The organism is Atlantibacter hermannii (genome assembly GCF_009907385.1).
GTDB lineage: Bacteria > Pseudomonadota > Gammaproteobacteria > Enterobacterales > Enterobacteriaceae > Atlantibacter > Atlantibacter hermannii_A.
In genome coordinates this window covers 24,250-47,130 of record NZ_JAAATR010000027.1, presented here as the reverse complement: position 1 = coordinate 47,130, position 22,881 = coordinate 24,250, and the positions used below count along the sequence as shown (strand labels likewise).

The 22,881-nt window shown below is 57.2% G+C and carries 22 protein-coding genes; 13 read left to right on the top strand and 9 right to left on the bottom strand.

Translation table 11 applies throughout. From position 1 onward, the window contains the following. Positions 1–54: 54 nt before the first annotated feature. The 5 genes from damX to trpS all read left to right on the top strand — a co-directional run bounded on the left by damX (position 55) and on the right by trpS (position 4,692). Positions 55–1,344, top strand: coding sequence for a cell division protein DamX (gene damX, locus GV764_RS08815; protein WP_161659821.1), 1,290 nt, complete (start codon positions 55–57; stop codon positions 1,342–1,344). A gap of 63 nt (positions 1,345–1,407) precedes the next feature. After that, on the top strand, positions 1,408–2,223 hold the full coding sequence (dam, locus tag GV764_RS08810) for an adenine-specific DNA-methyltransferase (RefSeq protein WP_161659820.1): 816 nt from the start codon (positions 1,408–1,410) through the stop codon (positions 2,221–2,223). A gap of 40 nt (positions 2,224–2,263) precedes the next feature. Further along, complete coding sequence (gene rpe, locus GV764_RS08805) at positions 2,264–2,947, top strand: ribulose-phosphate 3-epimerase (protein WP_161659819.1); 684 nt, start codon at positions 2,264–2,266, stop codon at positions 2,945–2,947. Next, complete coding sequence (gene gph, locus GV764_RS08800; RefSeq protein ID WP_161659818.1) at positions 2,934–3,695, top strand: phosphoglycolate phosphatase; 762 nt, start codon at positions 2,934–2,936, stop codon at positions 3,693–3,695. The genes rpe and gph overlap by 14 nt, the downstream gene beginning before the upstream one ends. Next, positions 3,688–4,692, top strand: a complete 1,005-nt coding sequence (trpS, locus tag GV764_RS08795) for a tryptophan--tRNA ligase (protein ID WP_125292549.1) — start codon at positions 3,688–3,690, stop codon at positions 4,690–4,692. Before gph ends, trpS begins: the two co-directional genes overlap by 8 nt. 43 nt (positions 4,693–4,735) lie before the next feature. Here the strand turns inward: trpS and GV764_RS08790 are convergent, their stop codons facing one another. The 5 genes from GV764_RS08790 to frlA all read right to left on the bottom strand — a co-directional run bounded on the left by GV764_RS08790 (position 4,736) and on the right by frlA (position 9,618). After that, positions 4,736–5,470 (bottom strand): GntR family transcriptional regulator, encoded by a 735-nt coding sequence (locus tag GV764_RS08790; RefSeq protein WP_161659817.1) that lies wholly within the window; start codon positions 5,468–5,470, stop codon positions 4,736–4,738. Positions 5,471–5,571: 101 nt separating this feature from the next. Further along, entirely contained in the window at positions 5,572–6,357 is a 786-nt protein-coding gene (gene frlD / locus GV764_RS08785) for a fructoselysine 6-kinase (RefSeq protein WP_161659816.1), read from the bottom strand. Further along, positions 6,354–7,184: a fructoselysine 3-epimerase gene (gene frlC / locus GV764_RS08780; protein ID WP_161659815.1), complete on the bottom strand. Its 831-nt coding sequence runs from the start codon at positions 7,182–7,184 to the stop codon at positions 6,354–6,356. The genes frlD and frlC overlap by 4 nt, the downstream gene beginning before the upstream one ends. Before the next feature lie 52 nt (positions 7,185–7,236). After that, positions 7,237–8,259, bottom strand: a complete 1,023-nt coding sequence (gene frlB, locus GV764_RS08775; RefSeq protein ID WP_161659814.1) for a fructoselysine 6-phosphate deglycase — start codon at positions 8,257–8,259, stop codon at positions 7,237–7,239. 21 nt (positions 8,260–8,280) lie between these two features. After that, on the bottom strand, positions 8,281–9,618 hold the full coding sequence (frlA, locus tag GV764_RS08770; RefSeq protein WP_161659813.1) for a fructoselysine/psicoselysine transporter FrlA: 1,338 nt from the start codon (positions 9,616–9,618) through the stop codon (positions 8,281–8,283). 444 nt (positions 9,619–10,062) lie between these two features. Between frlA and yhfZ the strand changes: the two genes are divergently transcribed. From yhfZ to GV764_RS08730, 8 genes are all read left to right on the top strand, one after another. Beyond that, positions 10,063–10,968, top strand: a complete 906-nt coding sequence (yhfZ, locus tag GV764_RS08765) for a GntR family transcriptional regulator YhfZ (RefSeq protein WP_161659812.1) — start codon at positions 10,063–10,065, stop codon at positions 10,966–10,968. An 11-nt stretch (positions 10,969–10,979) separates the two neighbouring features. Further along, positions 10,980–11,339 carry a PRD domain-containing protein gene (locus tag GV764_RS08760; RefSeq protein ID WP_161659811.1) on the top strand — a complete coding sequence of 120 codons (360 nt, stop codon included), beginning with the start codon at positions 10,980–10,982 and terminating at the stop codon, positions 11,337–11,339. 96 nt (positions 11,340–11,435) lie between these two features. After that, positions 11,436–12,617, top strand: a complete 1,182-nt coding sequence (locus GV764_RS08755) for a YhfX family PLP-dependent enzyme (RefSeq protein WP_161659810.1) — start codon at positions 11,436–11,438, stop codon at positions 12,615–12,617. Continuing rightward, a complete protein-coding gene (locus GV764_RS08750; RefSeq protein WP_161659809.1) occupies positions 12,617–13,852 on the top strand; it encodes a phosphopentomutase in 1,236 nt (411 codons plus the stop codon). The genes GV764_RS08755 and GV764_RS08750 overlap by 1 nt, the downstream gene beginning before the upstream one ends. After that, a complete protein-coding gene (locus GV764_RS08745) occupies positions 13,845–14,732 on the top strand; it encodes a phosphotriesterase-related protein (RefSeq protein ID WP_161659808.1) in 888 nt (295 codons plus the stop codon). The genes GV764_RS08750 and GV764_RS08745 overlap by 8 nt, the downstream gene beginning before the upstream one ends. 10 nt (positions 14,733–14,742) lie before the next feature. Further along, positions 14,743–15,105, top strand: coding sequence for a DUF2620 domain-containing protein (locus GV764_RS08740; RefSeq protein ID WP_161659807.1), 363 nt, complete (start codon positions 14,743–14,745; stop codon positions 15,103–15,105). Between the two features lie 10 nt (positions 15,106–15,115). After that, positions 15,116–16,471, top strand: coding sequence for a YhfT family protein (locus tag GV764_RS08735; RefSeq protein WP_161659806.1), 1,356 nt, complete (start codon positions 15,116–15,118; stop codon positions 16,469–16,471). A 27-nt stretch (positions 16,472–16,498) separates the two neighbouring features. Further along, a complete protein-coding gene (locus tag GV764_RS08730; RefSeq protein WP_161659839.1) occupies positions 16,499–17,590 on the top strand; it encodes an aminotransferase class V-fold PLP-dependent enzyme in 1,092 nt (363 codons plus the stop codon). 37 nt (positions 17,591–17,627) lie between these two features. On the opposite strand, the gene cysG is transcribed toward GV764_RS08730, so the two are convergent. The 4 genes from cysG to nirB all read right to left on the bottom strand — a co-directional run bounded on the left by cysG (position 17,628) and on the right by nirB (position 22,876). Further along, a complete protein-coding gene (gene cysG, locus GV764_RS08725; protein WP_161659805.1) occupies positions 17,628–18,992 on the bottom strand; it encodes a siroheme synthase CysG in 1,365 nt (454 codons plus the stop codon). Positions 18,993–19,003: 11 nt separating this feature from the next. Continuing rightward, entirely contained in the window at positions 19,004–19,813 is an 810-nt protein-coding gene (gene nirC, locus GV764_RS08720; RefSeq protein ID WP_161659804.1) for a nitrite transporter NirC, read from the bottom strand. A 193-nt stretch (positions 19,814–20,006) separates the two neighbouring features. Next, the gene (nirD, locus tag GV764_RS08715) at positions 20,007–20,333 is read right to left on the bottom strand and encodes a nitrite reductase small subunit NirD (RefSeq protein WP_161659803.1); all 327 of its coding nucleotides are present in this window, start codon (positions 20,331–20,333) and stop codon (positions 20,007–20,009) included. Beyond that, on the bottom strand, positions 20,330–22,876 hold the full coding sequence (gene nirB, locus GV764_RS08710) for a nitrite reductase large subunit NirB (protein WP_161659802.1): 2,547 nt from the start codon (positions 22,874–22,876) through the stop codon (positions 20,330–20,332). The genes nirD and nirB overlap by 4 nt, the downstream gene beginning before the upstream one ends. Positions 22,877–22,881: the final 5 nt, after the last annotated feature.

The following is a 22,881-nucleotide window of genomic DNA, read 5'->3' as shown; positions in this document are numbered from 1 at the left end:
TAATTCAGGTGACGTGGCAGTTGTACTGACATAAGCCTTTTAGTGGGGTGTGAAATGGATGAGTTTAAACCAGAAGACGAGCTGAAACCCGATCCCAGCGATCGTCGTACTGGTCGTTCCCGTAAATCTTCCGAATACGACAACGAACCGCAGCTGAATATCGACGATGTCGATCTTGATGCGGACGATCGTCGTCCGACGCGCGCGCGCCGCGCCCGTGACGAAGAGGCGGAGTATGAAGCGGAAGAAGAGTTAGCCGATGACGCCGATGTTGAGCGCCGTCCGCGCAAACGTAAAAAAGCGCCAGCCAAAGGCCCGGTTTCCCGTCAGCATATGATGATGGGTGTAGGTATTCTGGTGCTGTTGCTGCTGATTATCGGCATCGGCTCTGCGCTCAAGGCACCCTCGTCGGATTCCACCACGACGCAGAATCAACCTGCCGAGAAGAGCATTAATCTTAATGGCGGTGACAACGCTGCGGCTAACCAGGCTAATGGCACCCAGCCAGCGCCGGGCGCGACCTCTGCTGAGAATCCGTCCAACGGCCAGGATATCTCTCTACCGCCGGTTTCCTCGACCCCGACTCAGGGCCAGGTTACTGCGGCGCCTGAAGGCCAGCAACGCGTTGAAGTGCAGGGCGATCTGAATAATGCGCTGACTGCGCAGCAGGGACAGATCGATGCGGCAGTGACCCATTCCACGCTACCGACTGAGCCGGCAACCGTGGCGTCTACCGGCAGCAATGCCAGCCGACCGACTGCAAACAATGATGCGCAGCCTGCGCGTACCGAACGTAAACAGGCTGTCATTGAACCTGCGCCGCGCAAACCGCAGACCACGCAAACCGCTCCGGCTCGCCAGCCAGCGGTGCCGAAAGCGACCGAAACCAAACCGACGGCGACCGTGAAGCAAACCGCGCCTGCAGCCAATTCCGGCAGCGCCAGCACCCCGGTTAAAGCGCCGACGGCAACGGCTGCTGCGCCGAAAGCGACCACCAGCGCGCCAGCCGCGACGGCGACCGCATCAGCACCAGCGGCCAGCGCAGGGGCGTCAAGCGGCAACGTCGGTTCGCTGAAATCAGCACCTTCAAGCCACTACACGCTTCAGTTGAGCAGTTCGTCGAACTATAACAACCTGAATGCCTGGGCGAAAAAAGAGAGCCTGAAAAACTACGTGGTGTATCAGACCACCCGTAACGGCCAGCCCTGGTATGTCCTGGTCAGCGGCGTTTATGCGTCTAAAGAAGATGCGAAGCGCGCCGTGTCGGCGTTACCGGCGGATGTACAGGCTAAAAACCCATGGGCGAAACCGATTCATCAGGTTCAGGCCGATCTCAAGCAATGATTAAAGCGCAGGATGCTCCAGGAGCCTTCTTCTTAACCGGAGAAGGCTAAGCAGTCACATAGCATGAAAAAAAAACGCGCTTTTCTAAAATGGGCAGGGGGGAAATACCCCCTGCTCGATGAAATCAAAAAGCACCTTCCCCAGGGTGACTGTCTGATAGAACCTTTTGTCGGAGCAGGTTCGGTTTTCCTCAATACCGACTATTCGCGCTATATTCTCGCAGACATCAACAGCGATCTGATTAGCCTGTACAACATCGTAAAGAATCAAACCGATGAGTATGTACAGCAGTCGCGAGATTTGTTTTCGCCGGAATCAAACCAGTCCGACGTTTATTACCAGCTGCGTGACGAATTTAACCAGAGCCAGGATCCGTTCCGGCGCGCGCTGCTGTTTTTGTATCTCAACCGCCATGGGTACAATGGCCTGTGTCGGTATAATTTACGCGGCGAGTTCAACGTCCCGTTTGGGCGTTATCGCAAACCCTATTTCCCCGAAGATGAGCTGTATCACTTCGCGGAGCGGGCGCGTAACGCGTTGTTTATTTGCGAAGGTTACGCCAGCAGCATGGCGCGCGCGCAGCAGGGTACGGTGGTGTATTGCGATCCGCCGTACGCGCCGCTTTCCGCGACGGCGAATTTCACGGCGTATCACACCAACAGTTTTAATTTCGAGCAGCAACAGCATCTCGCCGATCTGGCTCACGGGCTGAAAGTCAGCCAGGTTCCGGTGTTGATTTCAAATCACGATACCGAACTTACCCGCCAGTGGTATCGGCAAGCTGACGACCTGCACGTGGTGCGGGCGCGACGTAGTATTAGCAGCAATGGCGGCACCCGTAAAAAAGTGGACGAACTGCTGGCGCTCTATTCCGCCTGAGCCGTTTCGCCCGCCGCACAACACACTTATGGAGAAGCGGATGAAACAGTTTTTGATTGCCCCCTCGATTCTGTCGGCCGATTTTGCCCGTCTGGGTGAGGATACCGCCGCTGCGTTGGCCGCCGGTGCCGATGTCGTCCATTTTGACGTGATGGATAACCACTACGTGCCGAATTTGACCATCGGCCCGATGGTGCTGAAGGCGCTGCGCAAATACGGGATCACCGCGCCGATCGATGTGCATCTGATGGTGAAACCGGTGGACCGCATCATTCCTGATTTCGCCGCTGCGGGTGCCAGCTATATCACCTTCCATCCGGAAGCCTCCGAGCACGTGGATCGCTCGCTGCAGTTGATCAAAGAGCACGGCTGTAAAGCGGGCCTGGTATTTAACCCGGCGACCCCGCTCAGCTATCTCGATCACGTAATGGATAAGCTGGATGTGATCCTGCTGATGTCGGTCAACCCCGGTTTCGGCGGTCAGTCTTTTATTCCGCACACCCTGGATAAGCTGCGCGACGTGCGTCAACGCATTGACGCCTCGGGCTATGATATTCGTCTCGAAGTAGACGGCGGCGTCAAAGCCTCCAATATTGGTGAAATTGCCGCCGCAGGCGCGGATATGTTTGTTGCGGGCTCGGCGGTGTTCGATGCCCCGGATTACAAAGCGGTTATCGACGAGATGCGTCGCGAACTGGCAAAGGTAAGTCATGGACAAGTTTAATAATATTCGCGGCGTGGCGTTCGATCTGGACGGTACGCTGGTCGACAGCGCACCGGGCCTGACCACGGCGGTGGATATGGCGTTGTATGCGCTGGAATTACCCCAGGCCGGTGAAGCGCGGGTGATTACCTGGATTGGCAACGGCGCGGATGTGCTGGTGGAACGCGCCCTGACCTGGGCGCGCCAGGAACGCGATAGTCAGCGTGCAGCGTCGGGCAAACCGGCTGTTGAAGACGCGGATATCCCGCACGCCGATCGCGTACTTATGCTGCGCAAGCTGTTTGACCGTTTTTATGCCGAGGCGGTGGATGAAGGCAGCGCGCTGTTCCCTGACGTGGCCGCGACCCTGAGCGCCCTGGCAGAACATCGTATTCCGATGGCGCTGGTGACCAACAAGCCGACGCCGTTCGTCGCGCCGCTGCTGGAAGCGCTGGATATCGCCAAATACTTTACCGTGGTGATCGGCGGCGATGATGTGAAGAATAAAAAACCGCACCCGGAGCCGCTGCTGCTGGTGGCGGAAAAATTAGGCCTGGCGCCAGGCGAACTGCTGTTTGTCGGCGATTCGCGCAATGATATTCTGGCTGCGTCCGCCGCAGGCTGCCGTTCCGTCGGCCTGACTTACGGTTACAACTACGGCGAAGCGATTGAACTGAGCAACCCGGACGTGGTGTTCCATCACTTCAAAGACATTCTGCCCGCACTTGGGCTCCCCCACAGTGAAAATCAGGAATTAACAAATGAGTAAGCCCATCGTATTTAGTGGCGCACAGCCCTCAGGTGAACTGACTATCGGCAACTACATGGGTGCGCTCCGTCAGTGGGTCAACATGCAGGATGACTACCACTGCATCTATTGCATCGTCGATCAGCACGCTATTACCGTCCGTCAGGATCCGGCTGCGCTGCGTAAAGCCACGCTGGATACCCTGGCCCTGTACCTGGCCTGTGGCATCGATCCAGAAAAAAGCACTATCTTCGTTCAGTCGCACGTGCCGGAACACGCGCAGCTGGCCTGGGCGCTGAACTGCTACACCTACTTCGGCGAACTGAGCCGCATGACTCAGTTTAAGGATAAATCCTCGCGTTACGCGGAGAACATTAACGCGGGCCTGTTCGATTACCCGGTGCTGATGGCAGCGGATATTCTGCTGTATCAAACCAACCAGGTGCCGGTGGGCGAAGATCAGAAACAGCATCTGGAGCTGAGCCGCGATATCGCCCAGCGCTTTAACGCCCTGTATGGCGAGGTGTTTAAAGTGCCGGAGCCGTTTATTCCGAAGTCCGGCGCGCGCGTAATGTCGCTGCTTGAGCCGACCAAAAAGATGTCCAAGTCGGACGATAACCGCAACAACGTCATCGGTCTGCTGGAAGATCCGAAGTCGGTGGTGAAGAAAATCAAACGCGCGGTCACCGATTCCGACGAGCCGCCGGTAGTACGCTACGACGTGGCGAACAAAGCCGGTGTTTCCAACCTGCTGGATATTCTTTCCGCCGTCACCGGCCAGAGCATCCCGGAACTGGAGCAGCATTTCGAAGGCAAAATGTACGGCCATCTGAAAGGCGAAGTAGCGGAAGCCGTTTCCGGCATGCTGACCGAGCTGCAGGAACGCTATCATCGCTTCCGTAACGACGAAGCCTTCCTGCAGAGCGTGATGAAAGACGGTGCGGCGAAAGCCCGCGCCCGCGCCAGCGAAACGCTGAAGCACGTCTACGAAGTGATTGGCTTTGTGGCCCAGCCGTAAGTCTGGCTGCGAAAAACGTTAAGAGGGCTTCGGCCCTCTTTTTTTATTTCTGGCGCTGATTATCAATCGTCAGGCTGACGCGATTGGCGCGACAGAACAGCTCTGAGTAGTGCACCGGCCGCGCATTCTGATCGAAGGCGATTTTACTGATGCGAAACAGCGGCTCGCCCAGTTCGCACTTAAGCCTTTGCGCCTCGGTTTTGGTCGCCATAAAAATATCAATCGTCTTTTTATCGCTCACCACGCGGGTATCGAATTTTTCCTGGAACAGCTTATAGGTAGACGCGCCCGCGGTATAAATTTCGTCAAAAGACGGATAGCGGGACAGCGGGATCCAGGAACTGTCGATAAACAGCGGCTCGTCGTCGAGATACATGACCCGCATCAGGCGAAAAATCTCGCTGCCGCCGGGAATATTCAGCCTTTCGCAGAACGGATCGGCGCTGATGCGCTCCTGCTCGATCACCTCTTCCCGGGTCGGCTTGCCCTGAGACACGCCAAAATCGGTAAAACCGCTTACCGTCAGCAGCGCGTTTTCAACCTTTTTACTTTGCACGAACGTGCCTTTCCCTTGCCAGCGTTGCAGCACGCCGTCGTTGACCAGATCGCTGATCGCTTTGCGAATGGTGATGCGGCTGACGTTATAGAGCGTGCATAACTCGCTTTCCGTCGGGATCTGTTGACCCGCCCGGTAAACCCCCTGCGCGATATCATCAAGCAGGCGTTGGCGCACGGTGGCGTAAAGGAGTTGATGTGAGTAGCGCTCCGTAGCTGGCATGAATCGACCCTGAAGTTGTAGGAAGAGTGGGGTTGATTATATGAGCGTTTTTGGATCAGTAACAGGCGTTGGCGTGCGGATTGTCACGCCAACGCCGACCCTCACCAGGCACCGTGATAGCCGATAGTGCGTGCGGCGCACTCGGTGCCCTGTTTCATGGCGTCCTGTAACGGCAACCCGTTAGCGATAGCGCACAGGAACCCGGCGATGTAGGAATCTCCCGCTCCCATGGTATCCACCACCTTGACGCGCTGCGGCGGCATCTGCCAGAACGCTGTGCCGTCCCACGCCAGGCTGCCGTTTTCGCCCAGCGTAGCGATCGCCACTCCCGCGCCGCATTGCACCACGGTTTGCAGCCGGTCACGCAGCCACGGGTTATCTTCATTTGCCGAGGCGAAAAGATAATCAAGATGTTCCGGCAGCGTGCGCCACAGCGGGCTTTCCCATTTGTCGGCAAAATCAAACGACAGGGTTTTGCCCGCCGCCTTCAGCGCAGGGAAGGCGGATTCCGCATGGCCCCAGATGGCAGAATGGATAATGTCGAATTGCTGGAGCCACGCAAGCTCCTGCTCGCCGACGCTGAAATCCGCCATCACGCCTTCGGTATAGTCGCCGAGAATGCGATCGTTATTGCGCAGCTCCACCTGGGTTTGCGCTGTTATGCCGGGTACTATCCGCAGATGGGAAATATCCACCCCATGCTGCGCCAGATCGCGGCGCAGCATGGCGCCGTAATCGTCTTCTCCTACCCAACTGACGCAGGCGGGTTGCATCCCGTAACGCGTGCTGTAGACCGCCACATTAACGGCGTTGCCGCCGGAAAATGCTTTGCCCAACTGAGGATAGATATCCACGCAGTTATCGCCTACCGTAGCCAGCCGTTTCATTGGGCCTCCTGTGGCAGCAGCTCGCGAAAACGCGCCAGCGCCTGGCGGGCGTAAAGCCGCGGCTCGTTCATATACATCGTCACCAGTTCAATAGTGCAGTAGCCGTTGTATCCACTGTCGGTAATATCGCGCATTAACTCGCGCAGCGGCATTTTGCCTTCGCCCGGAATGTAGTGGCTGTCGCTGGCCCCGTCGCTGTCGACAATATGCAGATGGCGCAGCTTGTCGCCCAGCTTAGCGAAATAGCTCATCACCGGCTCGCCCTGAACAAACGGGGCGCAGATATCAATCATGCTGAACAGGCGCGGCGAGGGCACCAGCGCCAGCGTGCGCAGCACATCGTTGGCGTTGCATACCACGTTGGACTCATACGGCGTCAGCGGCTCCAGCAGCAGATCCATGCCGATGTTTTCTGCATGATCGCAGAGTTCGCGCAGATTATCCGCCAGCCGCTGCCAGAGGGCGTCGGGTGGCGTGAGATAGCCGGCGTGAGCGGCGGAAATCAGCGTGAATCCGGCGTCCATCTCTTTCGCCATATCCATACCGAGCTTGATCATATCCAGGCTTTCGCGGCGCATCCGCTCATCGCCCAGCATCATATTGTACGGATAGCCGTTGGTTTCCGGGGTGTAGCCAATGATCGGCATCTGATACACCCGCGCCAGTTCCTTGACGTGCTTAATGCCGCCCGCGTTGAGGTCCGGCGCATAAGCATGAGGGCGGCCGCCCCACAGTTCCAGCCCGTCATACCCTAATTCATGCGCGTCGCGAAACGCGTGCTCCAGCGGGAAGCGCTGATGCCCGCAGGTAAACATACCCGTTTTCATTTTCCTGCTCCTTGCTGTGATGCCCGGCCTGCACGGAGGCCGGGCAGGGGGATTAATACTCGACGATGCCGCCGTAGTAACGACGATCGTCCGGGTTATGGTCTTTGTAGATGGAGAGGTAGTAGCAGAGCCATTCCATCGGTACGAACATCAGGAACGGCGCGAGCCACGGGTGCAGCCCCTGGGAGATTTCGGCATAGTCGATCACGATGACGTTGTCGGTACGCTCGCGCACGAAACGAATCGCGCGCTCGGTGGTGTGACGGCTTTCGTCGTTACCGAGCAGGAACAGGAACGGCACGCCCGGCTCAACGATTTCCAGCGGGCCGTGGCGGAATTCACCGCTCTCAATCACCGAACCGTGGGTCCAGGTAAACTCCATCAGCGTGACGATCCCCTCTTTGTAACCCAGCGGACGCAGCGGACCGGCGGAAACGGTATAGATCATCGGCCACTGAGAGGCCTGCTCGCCAAGCTGACGCCCTTTGTCTTCCCAGGTGCGCACCAGGTGCCCGAGCGCCTGCGGCAGTTTGCGCAGATCGTTTTTGATTTTGCCGATTTCGGGATGCGGCGCGAGGCGGGTAATCATTTCCAGCACCACGCTGTAGCACAGCAGCAGATGGATTTCCCAGATGCAGTCGGCTTCATAGGCCACCACATGTTCGGCGGCCTGGGTAATCGGGCTGTCCGGGCGTTTAGTAAAGGCGGCGGTCAGCGCGCCGCAGGCTGCGCCCAGCTCCAGCGCTTTAATCACTTCTTCGGTTTTGCCGTAATCGGAGACGCCGATCACCGCGCAACGCGAATCCAGGCGGTGCGGGGTGTTATCGCAGAACTCCCAGCCGGAAAGCGCGTAGACCTGCAAACTGGAGAAGCGGTCCGCCAGATGTTTTGCCGTTTGCGCCGCATTCAGCGGGGAACCGCAGGCGACAAAGTAGATGCGATCCACGCCGCGCCCGATCATTTCATCAACGATGGCATGCACGCGAGGAACGTCTTTATCGAGAATTTTCTCCACTTCCTTGACCATGTTTTCGGTTACCAGGAAATCCACCGTGCTTTTATCAATATTCAACATGCAACAACTCTCCAGACAGGGTTAAGAAATATGCGCCAGGCGGCGGTTGCGCTTTTCCCAGAAGGCGTAAGCGGGCAGGCCGGTGGCGATAACAATCAGGGCGCAAACCAGCCCCGGGATTGGCGCCCACACGAAGGTGGAGGCCACAAGAATCAGGCTTGAAGCGATAGCGGCGAAGGTCATCAGGCCGAACGCCGGGGTGCGCCACAGCGGTTTGTAATCATCACGCTTACGACACCAGATAATCGAGCCGAAGGTCAGGGTGTTTTTGAAGCACATCACCAGCGTGAAGTAGCCCAGCAGGCTGGTCAGGTCAGACACGAAGATAAAGAAGATGCCGAGGGCGCATTGCAGGATGATGGAGACATCCGGCGTGTTGTATTTCGGGTGGACGTGCCCGAAGCTTTTGAAAAACAGGTTATCTTTCGCCATCGCGTACTCGAGGCGCGGTTGGTACATCACGCAACTGGAAAGCGAGCCGAGGATCACAATGATGGCGGTCACGGCGACGAAAATGCCCGCTATGCTGCCCAGCGCCGGGATGTAGGTAAGCGCATCGGAAATGGGCGTCCCGGAGGCGGCGAGCTTATCGAACGGCATCAGGCCGGTGATCACCAGCGCTAACAGCGAATAGAGCACCAGCACCAGTAAGCAGGAGCCGATCAGCGCGCGAGGCATGGTTTTGCCGGGATTTTTGATTTCGCCGGTCATGTAGCAAATGGATGCCATGCCGGTGTAGGACCAACTGGTGGCGGAGATCCCGGCCAGCAGCGCCATAATGCCCGCCGCCGTGCTGGTGGTGGCGGTCGCTGGCGCGCTAAAGTTATCGCCTTTGAGCCAGAACACGCCGATACCAATCACAATGGCAAACGGAATGATTTTGGCGATGGTGATCAGCGTCTGGAAGGTTGCGCCGCCTTCCACGGAGCGCAGATGCAGCAGCATAAATGCCAGAATCAGGCCGGTGGCGATGAACTTCCCGGCAAGCGGATCGATGGGCACCAGAAAGGCCAGATTACTGACAATCGCCAGCGCCATAATAGAGAGCGATGGCGCGTCGTTGGCCCAGAAGCTGGCCCAGCCGGAGAGAAACGCCAGCGGACGGCTACCGGCGTTTTTCAGATACACATAGTCCGCGCCGTTTTCGGGGTACGCGGTGGACAGCTCCGCGTAAACGCACATCTGCGGGATCACGATCAACCCGCCAATCACGAAAGCAAGCACCGTGAGCCACGGAGAGCCTGCCGCTTTTGCTACTTCACCAACCGAAACGAAAATACCGGAACCGACGGTCGTTCCGACGGAAATGGCCAGCACGGCCCAAAAGCCGAGCTTGCGTTGGAGTTCCTGGCCTTCCATATCGTTACCTTTTTAATTATCAAATGGAGTTGTAGGGTTCAGTGCGTCTGAATGAAGGCAGCAGGTCGCCGCACGATCCGGCGTAAAGATCGTGGGAGAAGAGCTTTTCATTATGAGATGACGCATAATGAATATAACAACATATGATGAATTGTATTGGCGAAGTAGATCACAAAATCGCCATTTGTGAGCGGGCTGTTGCTTTTAACTAACGTATTACTTTGAAAAATAAATAAATTATTTTTTCCTGTCGCTCGTGCGGCTTTATGTGGTCGCTATCAGCGATCGCGCCGAAACCCCTGTTCGTAGCGGGCTGAAGAAAAATGAATAAGTATTTTTCTGGTTATTTCATTTTGTGAGCGCTGCCGCTTATTGAAGTTTTGCACTTGTCATTTCCCGATAAACATTGAATCATCCATTTATTCAAAAAAATGAAGATAAAAAATGCGGCGAACATTTGTCAAAAAAGAGGGGGTCGCCCTGGCCTCACTGGCGCGCTATCTGCTGGGCGAACAGTGCGGCAATCGCTTAAAGACTATTGATGAACTGGCGGCGGAATGCCGGTTCTCCGTTGGCCTGATTCAGGCTGCGCTAAAAACCCTGGAGCACTCCGGCGCGATTGTGATTGAGCGGCGCGGGCGTAACGGCAGCTTTCTGGTGAGTACCGATACGACTGCGCTGTTTAACCATCTCGACCTGCACAACATTGTTTGTGCGATGCCGTTGCCCTACACCCGTCTGTATGAAGGCCTGGCAAGCGGTCTGAAAGCCCAGTTTCAGGATATGCCCTTTTATTATGCCCACATGCGTGGGGCCGATGTGCGTGTGGAATGCCTGTTGAATGGTGTCTACGACATGGCCGTAGTATCGAAGCTGTCGGCGCGGCGCTATCTGGAGGCGGGAAATCTGACCATTGCACTGGAGCTGGGCCCTCACAGCTATGTAAGCGAGCACCGGCTTATTTGTCGCCAGGGAGAACGCGCCAGTATCCGACGCGTCGGGCTGGACAGCCGCTCGACCGACCAGAAAATTATGACTGAAACGTACTTTCAGAATCAGGATATCGAGTTGGTTAATGTGTCCTACAACGAGTGCCTCAGCCATATTGCTCGCGGAGAAATCGACGCGGCAATCTGGAACGTCGGCAGCGAAACACAGCTGGCGAACCAGGGGTTGGCGTCAAGCGCGCTGGAAGATAATGCGCGGTTTATCGAGGCCACCCAGGCGGTGATTTTAACCCGGGCCGAGGATTACCCGGTGATACAACTGGTACAAATGCGGGTTAATCAGCAGGCGCTGCTGGCGCATCAGCAGCGCGTCGTTAACGGACTGGAAGATCCCAGTTACTAAGGAAGAGCGAAATGGAACGCAGACTACAGATTCTGTGTGATGGCGGGGTCATCGACAGAGATATCCACGACGGCATGTTGGAGGTGGTCAGGAGGCTGGAGAGCGAGTGGGGTATCGCCGTGCATAATCCGCAGGGTGAAATGGCGATGACCCATATGGCGAATGCGCTGATGCGCTGTCGGCGCGGCCAGGAAATTGCGCCAATTGACGAAGCCGTATTGCAGGAGGCCGCCAGCGATGCATGCTGGCCGGAATTACTGGCTATTCATTGCGCGCTGGTGGCGATATTTGATGTTGCGCTGCATCCCAATGAAGAAGGCTATCTGCTCGCGAACCTTTACGGTTTGTGGCTGGAGAAGCACGCCGCATAACGCGGTGCCGTACACAGCAAAACGCCGCGTTAAATATTCAAAAAAATGAACTATTAGCGCGCTTCACGACAGGATGTGTTTTCACGAGGCATTACCATGTTTATTGACGCACTGAAACGACAAAATCCGGGATTGATTGAAGCAGCTTACCAGCTCTGGAAGCAGGGTAAGATCCTGCCGGACAGCTGGGTGATCGATGTGGATCAGGTCATTGAAAATGCCAGGTTGCTACTGGATGTCGCGCACCGTCATGGCATGGAACTGTATCTGATGACCAAGCAGATTGGGCGCAACCCCTGGCTGGCAGAAAAGCTGCTGGCGCTGGGCTATAGCGGCCTGGTCGCGGTGGATTACAAAGAAGCCCGCATTCTGCGTGCGCAAGGCTTAAAGGTGGCTCACCAGGGACATCTGGTGCAAATCCCCCGCAGCATGGTGACAAGCGTACTGGCCAGCGATCCGCAAATCATCACGCTGTTTAGCCTGGAGAAAGCGCAGGAAATTTCCGATGCGGCGCAGCAACTGGGGCGCGAACAGGCCGTTATGCTGAAAGTATACGGCGCGAAAGACTCCCTCTATCCAGGCCAGGAAGCGGGGTTTTCCCTGTCTGAACTGGACGCTACGGTGGAGGCCCTGCGCGCGCTGCCCGGTATACGGCTCGCCGGGTTAACCCATTTTCCGTGCTTACTGTGGGATGAGGCCGCGCAACAAACCCGCACGACGCCGAATCTGGACACGCTGCTTGCGGCACGCGAGCGTCTGGCGCAATCCGGCATCTACCCTGAGCAGATTAATGCGCCTTCAGCCAACAGCTGCGCCACATTACCGCTACTGGCGCAGTATGGCGTCACGCATGCTGAACCCGGCCACGCGCTCACCGGAACCCTGCCTGCTAACCAACATGGCGACCAGCCAGAACGCATTGCGATGCTGTGGCTGAGCGAGATTTCTCATCACTTTAACGGCACCAGTTATTGCTACGGCGGCGGCTATTACCGGCGTGGGCACGCGCGTAACGCGCTGGTATTCACTGACGACGCCTCTTCGCCTGTCGCGACCACCCTGAAACCGGTGGACAGCAACAGTATTGATTACCACTTGCCGCTGGAAGGGATCCATCCGGTGAGTAGCGCCGTGATTTTCTGCTTCCGCACCCAAATTTTTGTTACCCGCAGCGATGTGGTGCTGGTCTCCGGCATAAAGCGCGGCGCTCCGGTAATTGAAGGGGTTTTCGACAGTCTGGGAAATGCTTTGCCAAATCCAACATCAAGGGAGGCGTAATGGCGCGGTTTATCACGATAGTTATCGACAGCTTTGGCGTAGGCGCCATGGACGATGTGCCGCAGGTCAGGCCGCAGGACAGCGGCGCGAACACCTGTGGGCATATTCTTGCCCACTACCCGTCATTACGCTTACCGACCCTGGAAAAACTGGGCTTAATCAATGCGCTCGGTTACAGGGCTGGTGTGATGCAGCCCGCTCAATCAGCAGCGTGGGGCGTGGCAGCGCTGGCACATGAAGGAGGCGACACCTTTATGGGCCATCAGGAAATTATGGGCACGCGTCCGCAGTCGCCGTTGAAAATGCCTTTTTCTCAGGTGATCGATGAGGTGGAACAGGCGCTGCGTGAAGCGGGATTTGCGCCGCAGCGACGCGGTGAACGCCTTCCATTGCTGTGGCTGAACGATGCCGTGGTCATCGGCGATAACCTCGAAGCCGATGCGGGGCAGGTATTTAACATTACGGCCAATTTATCGGTTATCAGCTTCGATAACGTGGTGGAAATTGGCCGCATTGTACGCCGCCATGTACGCGTCGGGCGCGTGATTGCTTTTGGCGGCGAGCTGGACAGCAGCCAACAACTGGCCGACGCGGTAGAGGAAAAAGACGGGCGTTATGTGGGCGTCAATGCTCCGCGTTCCGGGGCGTATGACAAAGGATTCCGCGTTGTGCATCTGGGTTACGGAGTGGATGAACAGGTCCAGGTACCGGCAAAGCTGCATACCGTTGGCGTCCCGACATTTCTGATTGGCAAAGTGGCGGACATCGTCGCCAATCCACAGGGTAAAAGCTGGCAAAATCTGGTCGACAGCCAACAGATTTTTGACATCACCCTGCAATGCGTTGCGGAAAATACCCGGGCATTTATTTGCGTCAATATCCAGGAAACCGACCTCGCGGGGCACGCACAGGACGTCGCGCGTTATGCTGACCGGCTGACGCTGGTTGATCGCAATCTGGCGCAGCTGATGGCACTGATGACGCCGGATGATTGTCTGGTGGTCATGGCCGACCACGGTAACGATCCCACAATTGGTCATAGCCACCACACCCGCGAAAACGTCCCGCTGCTGGTTTATATCCCTGGCTTGCCCGGCTGTGAACTGGGGCAACGCACCACGTTGTCGGATGTGGGCGCGACGGTATGCGACTTTTTTGCAGCCCCTCCGCCTCAGCATGGTACGTCGTTTCTGGCTGCGCTACGTCAACATGCACAAGGAGAAAACCATGGTTGAACGGTCATTCGATCCAACGGGTTACACCTATGCCCATGAACACCTGCATATCGACCTGTCGGGCTTTAAAAATAACCCTGACTGCCGTCTCGATTGTTATGAGCTGCTGCGGGATGAACTAAGACAGCTGTATGCCCTTGGCGTGCGTAACCTGGTGGAGGTTACCAATCGCTATATGGGACGCAATGCCTTGTTTATGCAACGCCTGATGGCGGACACCGGTATTTGCGTACTGCCGTCAACCGGCTATTACCAGCAGGCGTTTTACCCGCCGCACGTGGCGCAGCGCAGCGTGGATGCGCTGGCCAATGAGATGATTGACGAAATCCGTATCGGCCTGGATCAAACCCCTCTGAAAGCGCGGGTTATCGGTGAGATTGGCTCGAGCCGGGGCCTGATTACTGAGGATGAGAAGAAAGTCTTCCAGGCCGCGGCGCTGGCGCACCTGGCGACCGGGCGACCCATTTCCACACATACCACATTAAGCACCATGGGGCTTGAACAGTTGGCACTGCTCAAACGCTGCGGCGTTGAACCGGAGCATATCGTTATTGGGCACTGCGATCTCAAACCCAACCTGGACACGGTGCTGGCGCTGCTGGATGAAGGCGCGTGGGTGCAGTTCGACACCATTGGCAAAAATGATTACTTCCCCGACAGCGAGCGCGTCGCAATGCTGATGGCGCTGTGCCGCCGGGGGCTGCTCGGGCGCGTAATGCTTTCCATGGATATGACCCGCCGCTCCCATTTACGCGCCAACGGTGGGCTGGGATTTAGCTGGTTACTGACCGATTTTGTACCGATGTTGCACGAAGCTGGCATGAGTCAACACGATGTCGACCGCATGCTGCGTGATAACCCTGCACGTTTTTTTAACTGAGGATCAGACGATGAAATTTGTAATTGGCGGCCAGATTGAAAAAGAAAAAATTGCCGAAGCCGTTCGCCGTGAAGCAGGCGATAACGCCACCTCCGTGGTGGTGATGGGCGATATCGACGCCTCAATGGCGCTCAAAAGCGGTGCGGCGGATTATTACCTTGGCGCATGCAATACCGGTGGCGGCGGGGCGTTGGCAATGGCGATTGCGATTGTCGGCCTGAACCAGTGCGCCACCGTCGGCATGCCGGGGAAAATCCTGTCCGACGCCGAGATCGTCGCCCAGGTGAAAGCCGGTAAAAAAGCGTTCGGTTTCACCGGACAGGATATTGATACCGTGGTGCCGGTGATTATCCACGCGATTTTCGCTTCCTGAGGATACAGAGATGGAATTCGACTTTCTTACCCGATTAGTCGCCATCGATCCCACCAGGGCCGCGCTGATAGCGATTATCGGTGGGCTGTCGGCCATGATGGCGAACCGCGGTATTGCGGTGTTTCATGATGGGTTACGCCCACTGATCCCTGAGTATCTGGAAGGGCGAATGAGTCGTAAAGCTCTCGGCGCAACCAGTTTTGCCTTAAGTTTTGGCTTAGTGATTGGCTTTGGCATCCCCTTTTCGCTAACCGCGCCGATTATCCTGGTACACAGCCTGTTGCTGGGTACAGACGTTATCGGCATCTGGTGCAGCGACAACCGGCGTGGTTTTCTGCTGTCGGGTCTGATTGGGGCGATTTACGGCGTGGCGTTGCTGGCTGGCCTGCGTTCGATTGTCGATCTGTTCAATATGCTGCCGGTTAACTTTATGAGTAACCTCAGCAAAGTCGGCGATCCGATTATCGTTTGCTTTGCGCTGTTCCCTGCGCTGGTAGTGGGCTATCAGTACGGGTACAAAAAAGGCATATGGGTGCTGATCGCGACATTGATTGGTTACCTGGGTACACAGGCAATAGGTAGCGTCAGTTTTGGTGGCCGCATCGAAAAACCGGTCAAGCTCGACCCGAACGGGATTGCACTGCTGCTTGCGATGATTGCCATGTTCTGGTTTGCCATGCGTGAGCGTCCCGCCAGCGCCGGAGAGGGACAACCCGCCGCGAAAGGCGCGAACGAGGTGCTGGTTGGCCTGTTCTCCAGCCGTATTGAGCGTATCCAGAAAAATATCTGGCTGCTGGTACTCAGCGGAGGCTTAACCGCCGTGGCGGCGACGATGTCGTTCAGTTTGCTGGCGGAGGGCCCGGTTTCACTGCAGTTAATGGCGCAGGATGAGCAAACCAGCGCGATGCTGGTCTCACTGGCGCGCGCCATCAGCTTTATTCCGCTGGTCGGCACCACCGCCATTGCGACCGGGGTATACAGCCCGGACGGCATGAAGTTTGTATTTGTGGCGGGCCTGGCAACCAATAATCCGTGGATTGCCTTTATCGCCGGCTGCGTGATTATGTTTATGGAAATCAAACTGCTGGCGCGTATTGCCATCTGGCTGGATAAATATCCGGGCGTTAAAGCGTGCGGTGACCATATTCGTACCGCGATAACCCGTATGCTGGAAGTTTCGCTGTTGGTGGGCGGGATGATCGCCTCGAATGCGATATTACCGGGCATGGGTTTTATGGTCGTGGCGGGGATTTACTTGCTTAACCGTACCTCGCGGCGTCCGCTGGTAGAAATGGCGATTGGGCCTATTGCGACCATAGTGGTAGGGATTCTGGCTAACGTTATTTATCTGGTTGGCCTTCGTTAATGGCTTCTGCCAGGAGCGTATCTGATGATTGACTGTTTTCCTCTTCAGAGCCTGACAATGGCGCAGGCGACGGAGAAACAATTTCGCCTGGTGGACGTTATTTGCCGCCATTTCCCGGAGGCGGATTTCCTTTCCTCGGGGGATGTGGGGCTGGTGCCGGGGCTGAACCAGCCCCGGACGACCCGGCAGGTGGAGCAGGTGCTGGCCGAGTTTTTTCATGCGCCCGCCGCCGCACTGGTACAGGGGGCTGGTACGGGGGCGATCCGTTGCGGGCTGGGCGCATTAATCGCGCCGGGTGGACGTCTGCTGGTACATGATGCGCCTTTATATCCCACTACGGCGGTGATTGCCGAACAGATGGGCCTGACGCTGATCCGCGCCGACTTTAATCAGCTTTCCGCCATCGAAGCCGTCATTGCCGCCCATCAACCCGATGCGGCGCTGGTGCAGCACTCCCGTCAGGCTCCGCAAGATTGTTATGCGCTGGGCGAAGTTATTGCAATATTCCGCCAGGCTGCCGTTCCGGTACTGACAGACGATAACTATGCCGTGATGAAAGTCGAGCGCATCGGCTGCGAACACGGAGCGACGCTCTCGACGTTTTCCAGCTTTAAGCTTTTCGGCCCTGCGGGCGTTGGCGTAGTGGTGGGGAATGAGGAAGCGGTCGCCGCAGTGCGTAATAGTTTGTATTCCGGTGGGTGCCAGATCCAGGGGCCTCAGGCGATGGAGGCACTGCGCGGGCTGGTGTTTGCGCCAGTGATGCATGCGCTTCAGGCTGAGGTGACCACCCGGATTGCTGAGGCGTTAAACCGGGGGGCGATTGCCGGGGTAAAAAGCGCCAGCATCGCCAATGCGCAATCCAGAGTATTGCTGGTGGAGTTTGAGCAGCCTGTTGCGGAGGCGGTGTTAAAACATGCCGCAGCGCTGGGGGCGCTGCCTTATCCGGTGGGTGCAGAGTCAAAATACGATATTCCGCCGCTGTTTTACCGCCTGTCAGGGACATTCAGAGCAGCGGATCCGTCGCTTAGCGCACGGACGATCCGCATCAACCCTAACAGGGCCGGTGAAGAAACGGTGTTGCGCATCCTGCGGGAAAGTTATGCCAGAGCACTGGCATAGCAGATAATCAGGCAGGCCAACGGCCTGCCTGCATCGTTTAAAACCAACGTAATTTATCGCGCAGCGCCACCACCCGGCCGACGAAAATCAGACTCGGGCTTTCCACCTGCTGCGCCAGCTCGCCGAGCTGCGTCAGCGTACCGTTGACTACCCGCTGCTTAACGCTGGTGCCGTTTTCCACCAGCGCCACCGGCATATCGGCATCCATACCGTGTTCCAGCAGTTTTTGCTGGATGGTCGCCGCCTGGTTCAGGCCCATATAGAACACCAGCGTCTGTTTTTCTGCCGCCAGGTTATGCCAGTCGAACTCGCCGCCGCTTTTCAGGTGGCCAGTGATTAACCGCACGCTCTGGGCGTAATCGCGATGGGTGAGCGGGATGCCCGCATAGGCAGAACAGCCGGATGCGGCGGTAATGCCGGGCACCACGGAGAACGGGATACCCGCGCCGATCAGCGTTTCGAGTTCTTCGCCGCCGCGTCCGAAAATAAACGGGTCGCCGCCTTTCAGGCGCACCACGCGTTTGCCGCGCTGGGCTTCGCGTAGCAGGATTTGGTTAATCTCTTCCTGCGGCACGCAGTGATAACCGGCGCGCTTGCCGACGAACACCCGATCGGCGTCGCGGCGCACCAGATTCATAATCTCATCAGACACCAGCCGGTCGTAGACCACGATATCCGCCTGTTGGATCTGCTGTAGCCCTTTCAGCGTCAGCAGGCCCGGATCGCCAGGGCCCGCGCCCACCAGCACTACTTCGCCGCGGTTATCCAGCGGTTCAGTGAACAGGGTTTCGGTGATGGTCGCGACGTTTTGCTCATCCTGATTAGCGAGCGACTGCGCCAGCCGATCGTTAACAAACAGTTTTTCCCAGAAGCGGCGGCGCTCGCTCATGCTGCCGAATGTGTTTTTTACGCGGCGGCGCAGTTTGCCGGCGTAATGGGCGATTTGCCCCAGATGCTGGGGCAGAAGGGATTCGAGTTTCTCACGCAGCAAGCGCGCCAGAACCGGGGAGGTGCCGCCGGAAGAGACCGCCACCATCAGCGGCGAGCGGTCGATAATCGACGGCATGATAAAGCTGGCCTGTTGCGGTGCATCCACCACGTTGCAGAAGATGCGGCGCGCTTCGGCGGCATCGCTGACCTGTGCATTCACTGCGTCATCGTTGGTGGCGGCAATGACCAGCCAACAGTCGTCCATCAGGCTGGCGTCAAACGGTCCGGCGGCGAGGGTTAACGCCCCCTCGTCGTGCCAGACCTGAAACTGCGGGGTAAACGCCAGCGCGTTTACCGTCACCCGGGCTCCTGCCTCCATCAGCAGGCGCGCTTTGCGTTCTGCTACGTCCCCGCCACCGACTAATAAGCAGGGGCGCTGTTTTAACTGACAAAATATTGGCAGGTGATCCACGACATGACCTCTTAGTGGCTGGCTTTCGCCGCAACGGTTGCGATGTGTGCAGGAGTCGGACGCTCCGCTTTTGGCGTAGCATACCAGTAACCTAATCCCATAAACACCGCGCCGGAGAAAGTATTGCCCAGGGTTACCCACAACAGGTTATGACCAATGCCGGAAAGCGTGTAGGCCTCGCTGTGGTGACCGAACCAGGAAAGCGCGAACAGTGTCATGTTGGCAACGGAGTGCTCGTAGCCGGAAGCGATAAACGCCAACAGGCACCACCAGATCGCCAGGAATTTCGCGGCGCCTTCAGTGCGGATCGCCATCCAGATCGCCAGGCAAACCAGCCAGTTACACAGGGCGCCTTTAAAGAACAGTACCATCGCTGGCGCAGAGGTTTTGGCCAGCGCCACGGTATGCACCAGGCTGGTGTCAACCGGCAGCAGGCTGCCGCCGCCCCAACTGTACAGCAGCGCAACGAACACCGAACCTACCAGGTTGCCCAGCCAGGTTTGCGGCAGGATCGCCCACATCTGGCCGTGGCTAATGGTGCCCGCTTTGACCCCAAAGGTCAGGAACATCGTGTGGCCGGTAAACAGTTCGGAACCGGCGATGATCACCAGGGTTAACGCGATACCGAAGGTTGCGCCCATCACCAGCGGACGCACCGACGGGTCGAGCAGGTTGCCGAGGGTGAAAATCAAAATAATCCCCAGCCCGACATAGGCACCCGCCATCGCGGAGCTGACCCAAAACCCGAACGGATTGCCGGAAGAGAGGCGGGCGATACGCGCCGCATTGGCCGCGCATTTGTTGATAGTGTCTGTAAACATGATGGTTATCCTGATAGCTTGAAAATAATAATAAATTTGGCTGCGCTGGCGTTCGCGGCCGGAATGATTTCCGGTCTGTTTTTAACGCGATGCCTCACGCAAAACGCCCACGGTTTGCCGCACATCTCTGCGTACAAAGAGGCCGGGGACGGAAAAATTAAAAAAAGGCGAGGAGGAACCTCGCCCTGGGGCATTACGCTTTGAGCTGCACCTGCCCGTCTTTCACGCGGGCTTCATAATGGGCAACGGAGTGGCTTGCGTCTTCCATGCACAAACCATCGCGCAGGCGGAAGCGCTGCTTCTTCAGCGGGCTGGCTACCCACAGTTCGCTCTGGTGTTCGACGATTAAACCGCGCGACAGCACGCTGGCCTCGAAGAACGGGTCGATGTTGCTGATGGCGTACACATCCTCAGACGAGTGAGGACGGAAGATCGCCACCTGCTGGTCGTTCAGCAGAGCGCACACGCCGGTTGCAGGCAGGATCTTGTCGATTGGGCAGATGTTAATCCACTGGCTCATACGGTTTCCTCCTCCACAAAGGTGACCGGGATACGTTCATACGGCGTGGCCGGACGATGCTGTTGACGCTCGGAAACCACCTGAACATTCGGGTCGCGAAGCGGGCTGTTGATAAAGTGCTGGAAGCGAACCTGAGCTGCCGGATCGTTCACCGTCTCGGTCCATTCGCAGACCACGGCGTCACGCAGGCGGGCCATTTCAGCTTCAAGCTGGGAATTCAGGCCCAGTTTGTCGTCGATAATCACGCTCTTCAGGTAGTCGATGCCGCCTTCCATGTTATCCAGCCATGGCGCGGTACGGGTCAGTTTATCGGCCGTGCGGATGTAGAACATCATAAAGCGGTCCAGATAACGCACCAGCGTGTCGCGATCGAGGTCCGCTGCCAGCAGATCCGCATGACGCGGTTTCATGCCGCCGTTACCGCACACGTACAGGTTCCAGCCTTTTTCGGTGGCGATAATGCCTACGTCTTTACCCTGTGCTTCGGCACATTCACGGGTACAGCCGGAAACGCCAAACTTCATTTTGTGCGGGGTGCGGATGCCTTTATAACGGTTTTCCAGCTCGACGCCGAAGCCGACGCTGTCGCCCACGCCGTAGCGGCACCAGGTGCTGCCCACGCAGGTTTTCGCCATACGCAGCGCTTTGGCATAGGCATGCCCGGTTTCGAAGCCTGCTTCAATCAGCTGGCGCCAGATTTCCGGCAGGTCATCTTTTTGCGCGCCGAACAGGCCGATACGCTGAGAACCGGTGATTTTGGTGTACAGGTTGAATTCGCGGGCGATACGGCCCACTTCCATCAGCCCCTCCGGCGTGATTTCCCCACCCGCAGAGCGTGGGATCACCGAGTAAGTGCCATCTTTCTGGATGTTCGCCAGGAAGTTGTCGTTGGTATCCTGAAGCGGGGTGTGCTTCGGTTTCAGGATGTATTCGTTCCAGCAGGAGGCCAGCAGCGAGCCCACGGTGGGTTTACAGACTTCACAGCCGTAGCCTTTACCGTATTTCGCCAGCAGTTCGTCGAAGGTTTTGATGCCTTCCACGCGGATCAGGTGATACAGCTCCTGACGGGAGAACGCGAAGTGCTCGCACAGGTTGTGACTCACTTCGATGCCCTGTTTCGCCAGCTCGGCGTTCAGCACCTGGGTCACCAGCGGGATACAGCCGCCGCAGCCGGTACCGGCTTTGGTTTCCGCTTTCAGCGCCGCAACGGTGTGGCAGCCTTTGTTGATGGCGGAGATCAGCATGCCTTTGGTGACGTCGAAGCAGGAGCAGATTTGCGCGCTGTCCGGCAGTTTATCGACGCCGATAGCCGGTTTACCCTGGCTGGCGTGCGCCGGCAGGATCAAGGCGTCCGGGTTTTCCGGCAGTTCGATTTGATTCAGCACCAGTTGCAGCAGGTTGCCGTAATCGCTGGTGTCACCCACCAGCACTGCGCCCAGCAGAGTTTTGTTGTCTTCGCTGACGATAAGGCGTTTATAGGTTTCTTTGCTCTCGTCCAGGAACACGTAGCTGCGGGAGTTCGGGGTGCGGCCGTGGGCATCGCCGATGCCGCCGACGTCCACGCCCAGCAGTTTCAGTTTGGCGCTGAGGTCGGCGCCTTCAAAAGCGTTGGTGTTGCCGAGGATATGGTCAACCGCCACCTGCGCCATTTTATAGCCCGGTGCCACCAGACCATACACGCGGTTATGCCAGCTGGCGCATTCGCCGATGGCGTAAATATCCGGGTCGGAAGTCTGGCATTTGTCGTTAATCACAATGCCGCCGCGCTGTGCGACGGCCAGACCGCACTGGGTCGCCAGCTTGTCGCGCGGCCGAATACCGGTGGAGAACACGATAAAATCGACTTCCAGATCGCTGCCGTCAGCAAAGCGCATGGTTTTACGCGCGCTTTTGCCGCTCTGAACGATTTCCTGGGTGTTTTTGCTGGTGTGGACTTTCACGCCCAGGCTTTCGATTTTCTTACGCAACTGCTCGCCACCCATCTGATCAAGCTGTTCAGCCATCAGCATTGGCGCGAATTCAATCACGTGGGTTTCCACGCCGAGGTTTTTCAGCGCGCCAGCGGCTTCGAGGCCTAACAGACCGCCGCCGACCACCGCGCCGCGTTTGCTGCGACGCGCGCAGGATTCGATGGCGTTAAGATCTTCGATGGTGCGGTAAACGAAGCAGTCCTGGGTTTCGGACCCTTTAATCGGCGGGATCCACGGATAGGAACCGGTCGCCATGATCAGTTTGTCGTAATAGACGGTGCGCCCGGCGCTGGAGTGGATCACTTTTTCCTGGCGGTTAATGGTGATGGCGCGTTCGCCCATCAGCACCTTGACGCCGTGCTTCTCATAATAACCTTCACGCACCAAAGAGAGCTCTTCAGCAGTGTGGTGAGAGAAGTAAGAGGAGAGGTGAACACGATCGTAGGCGATACGTGGCTCTTCACAAAATACGGTAATGTCGAACTGGCTGGCGTCAGCTTTATCGAGAAGATCCTCAATAAAACGATGGCCTACCATCCCGTTACCGATTATAGCCAGTTTGACTTTGCTCATTTTTG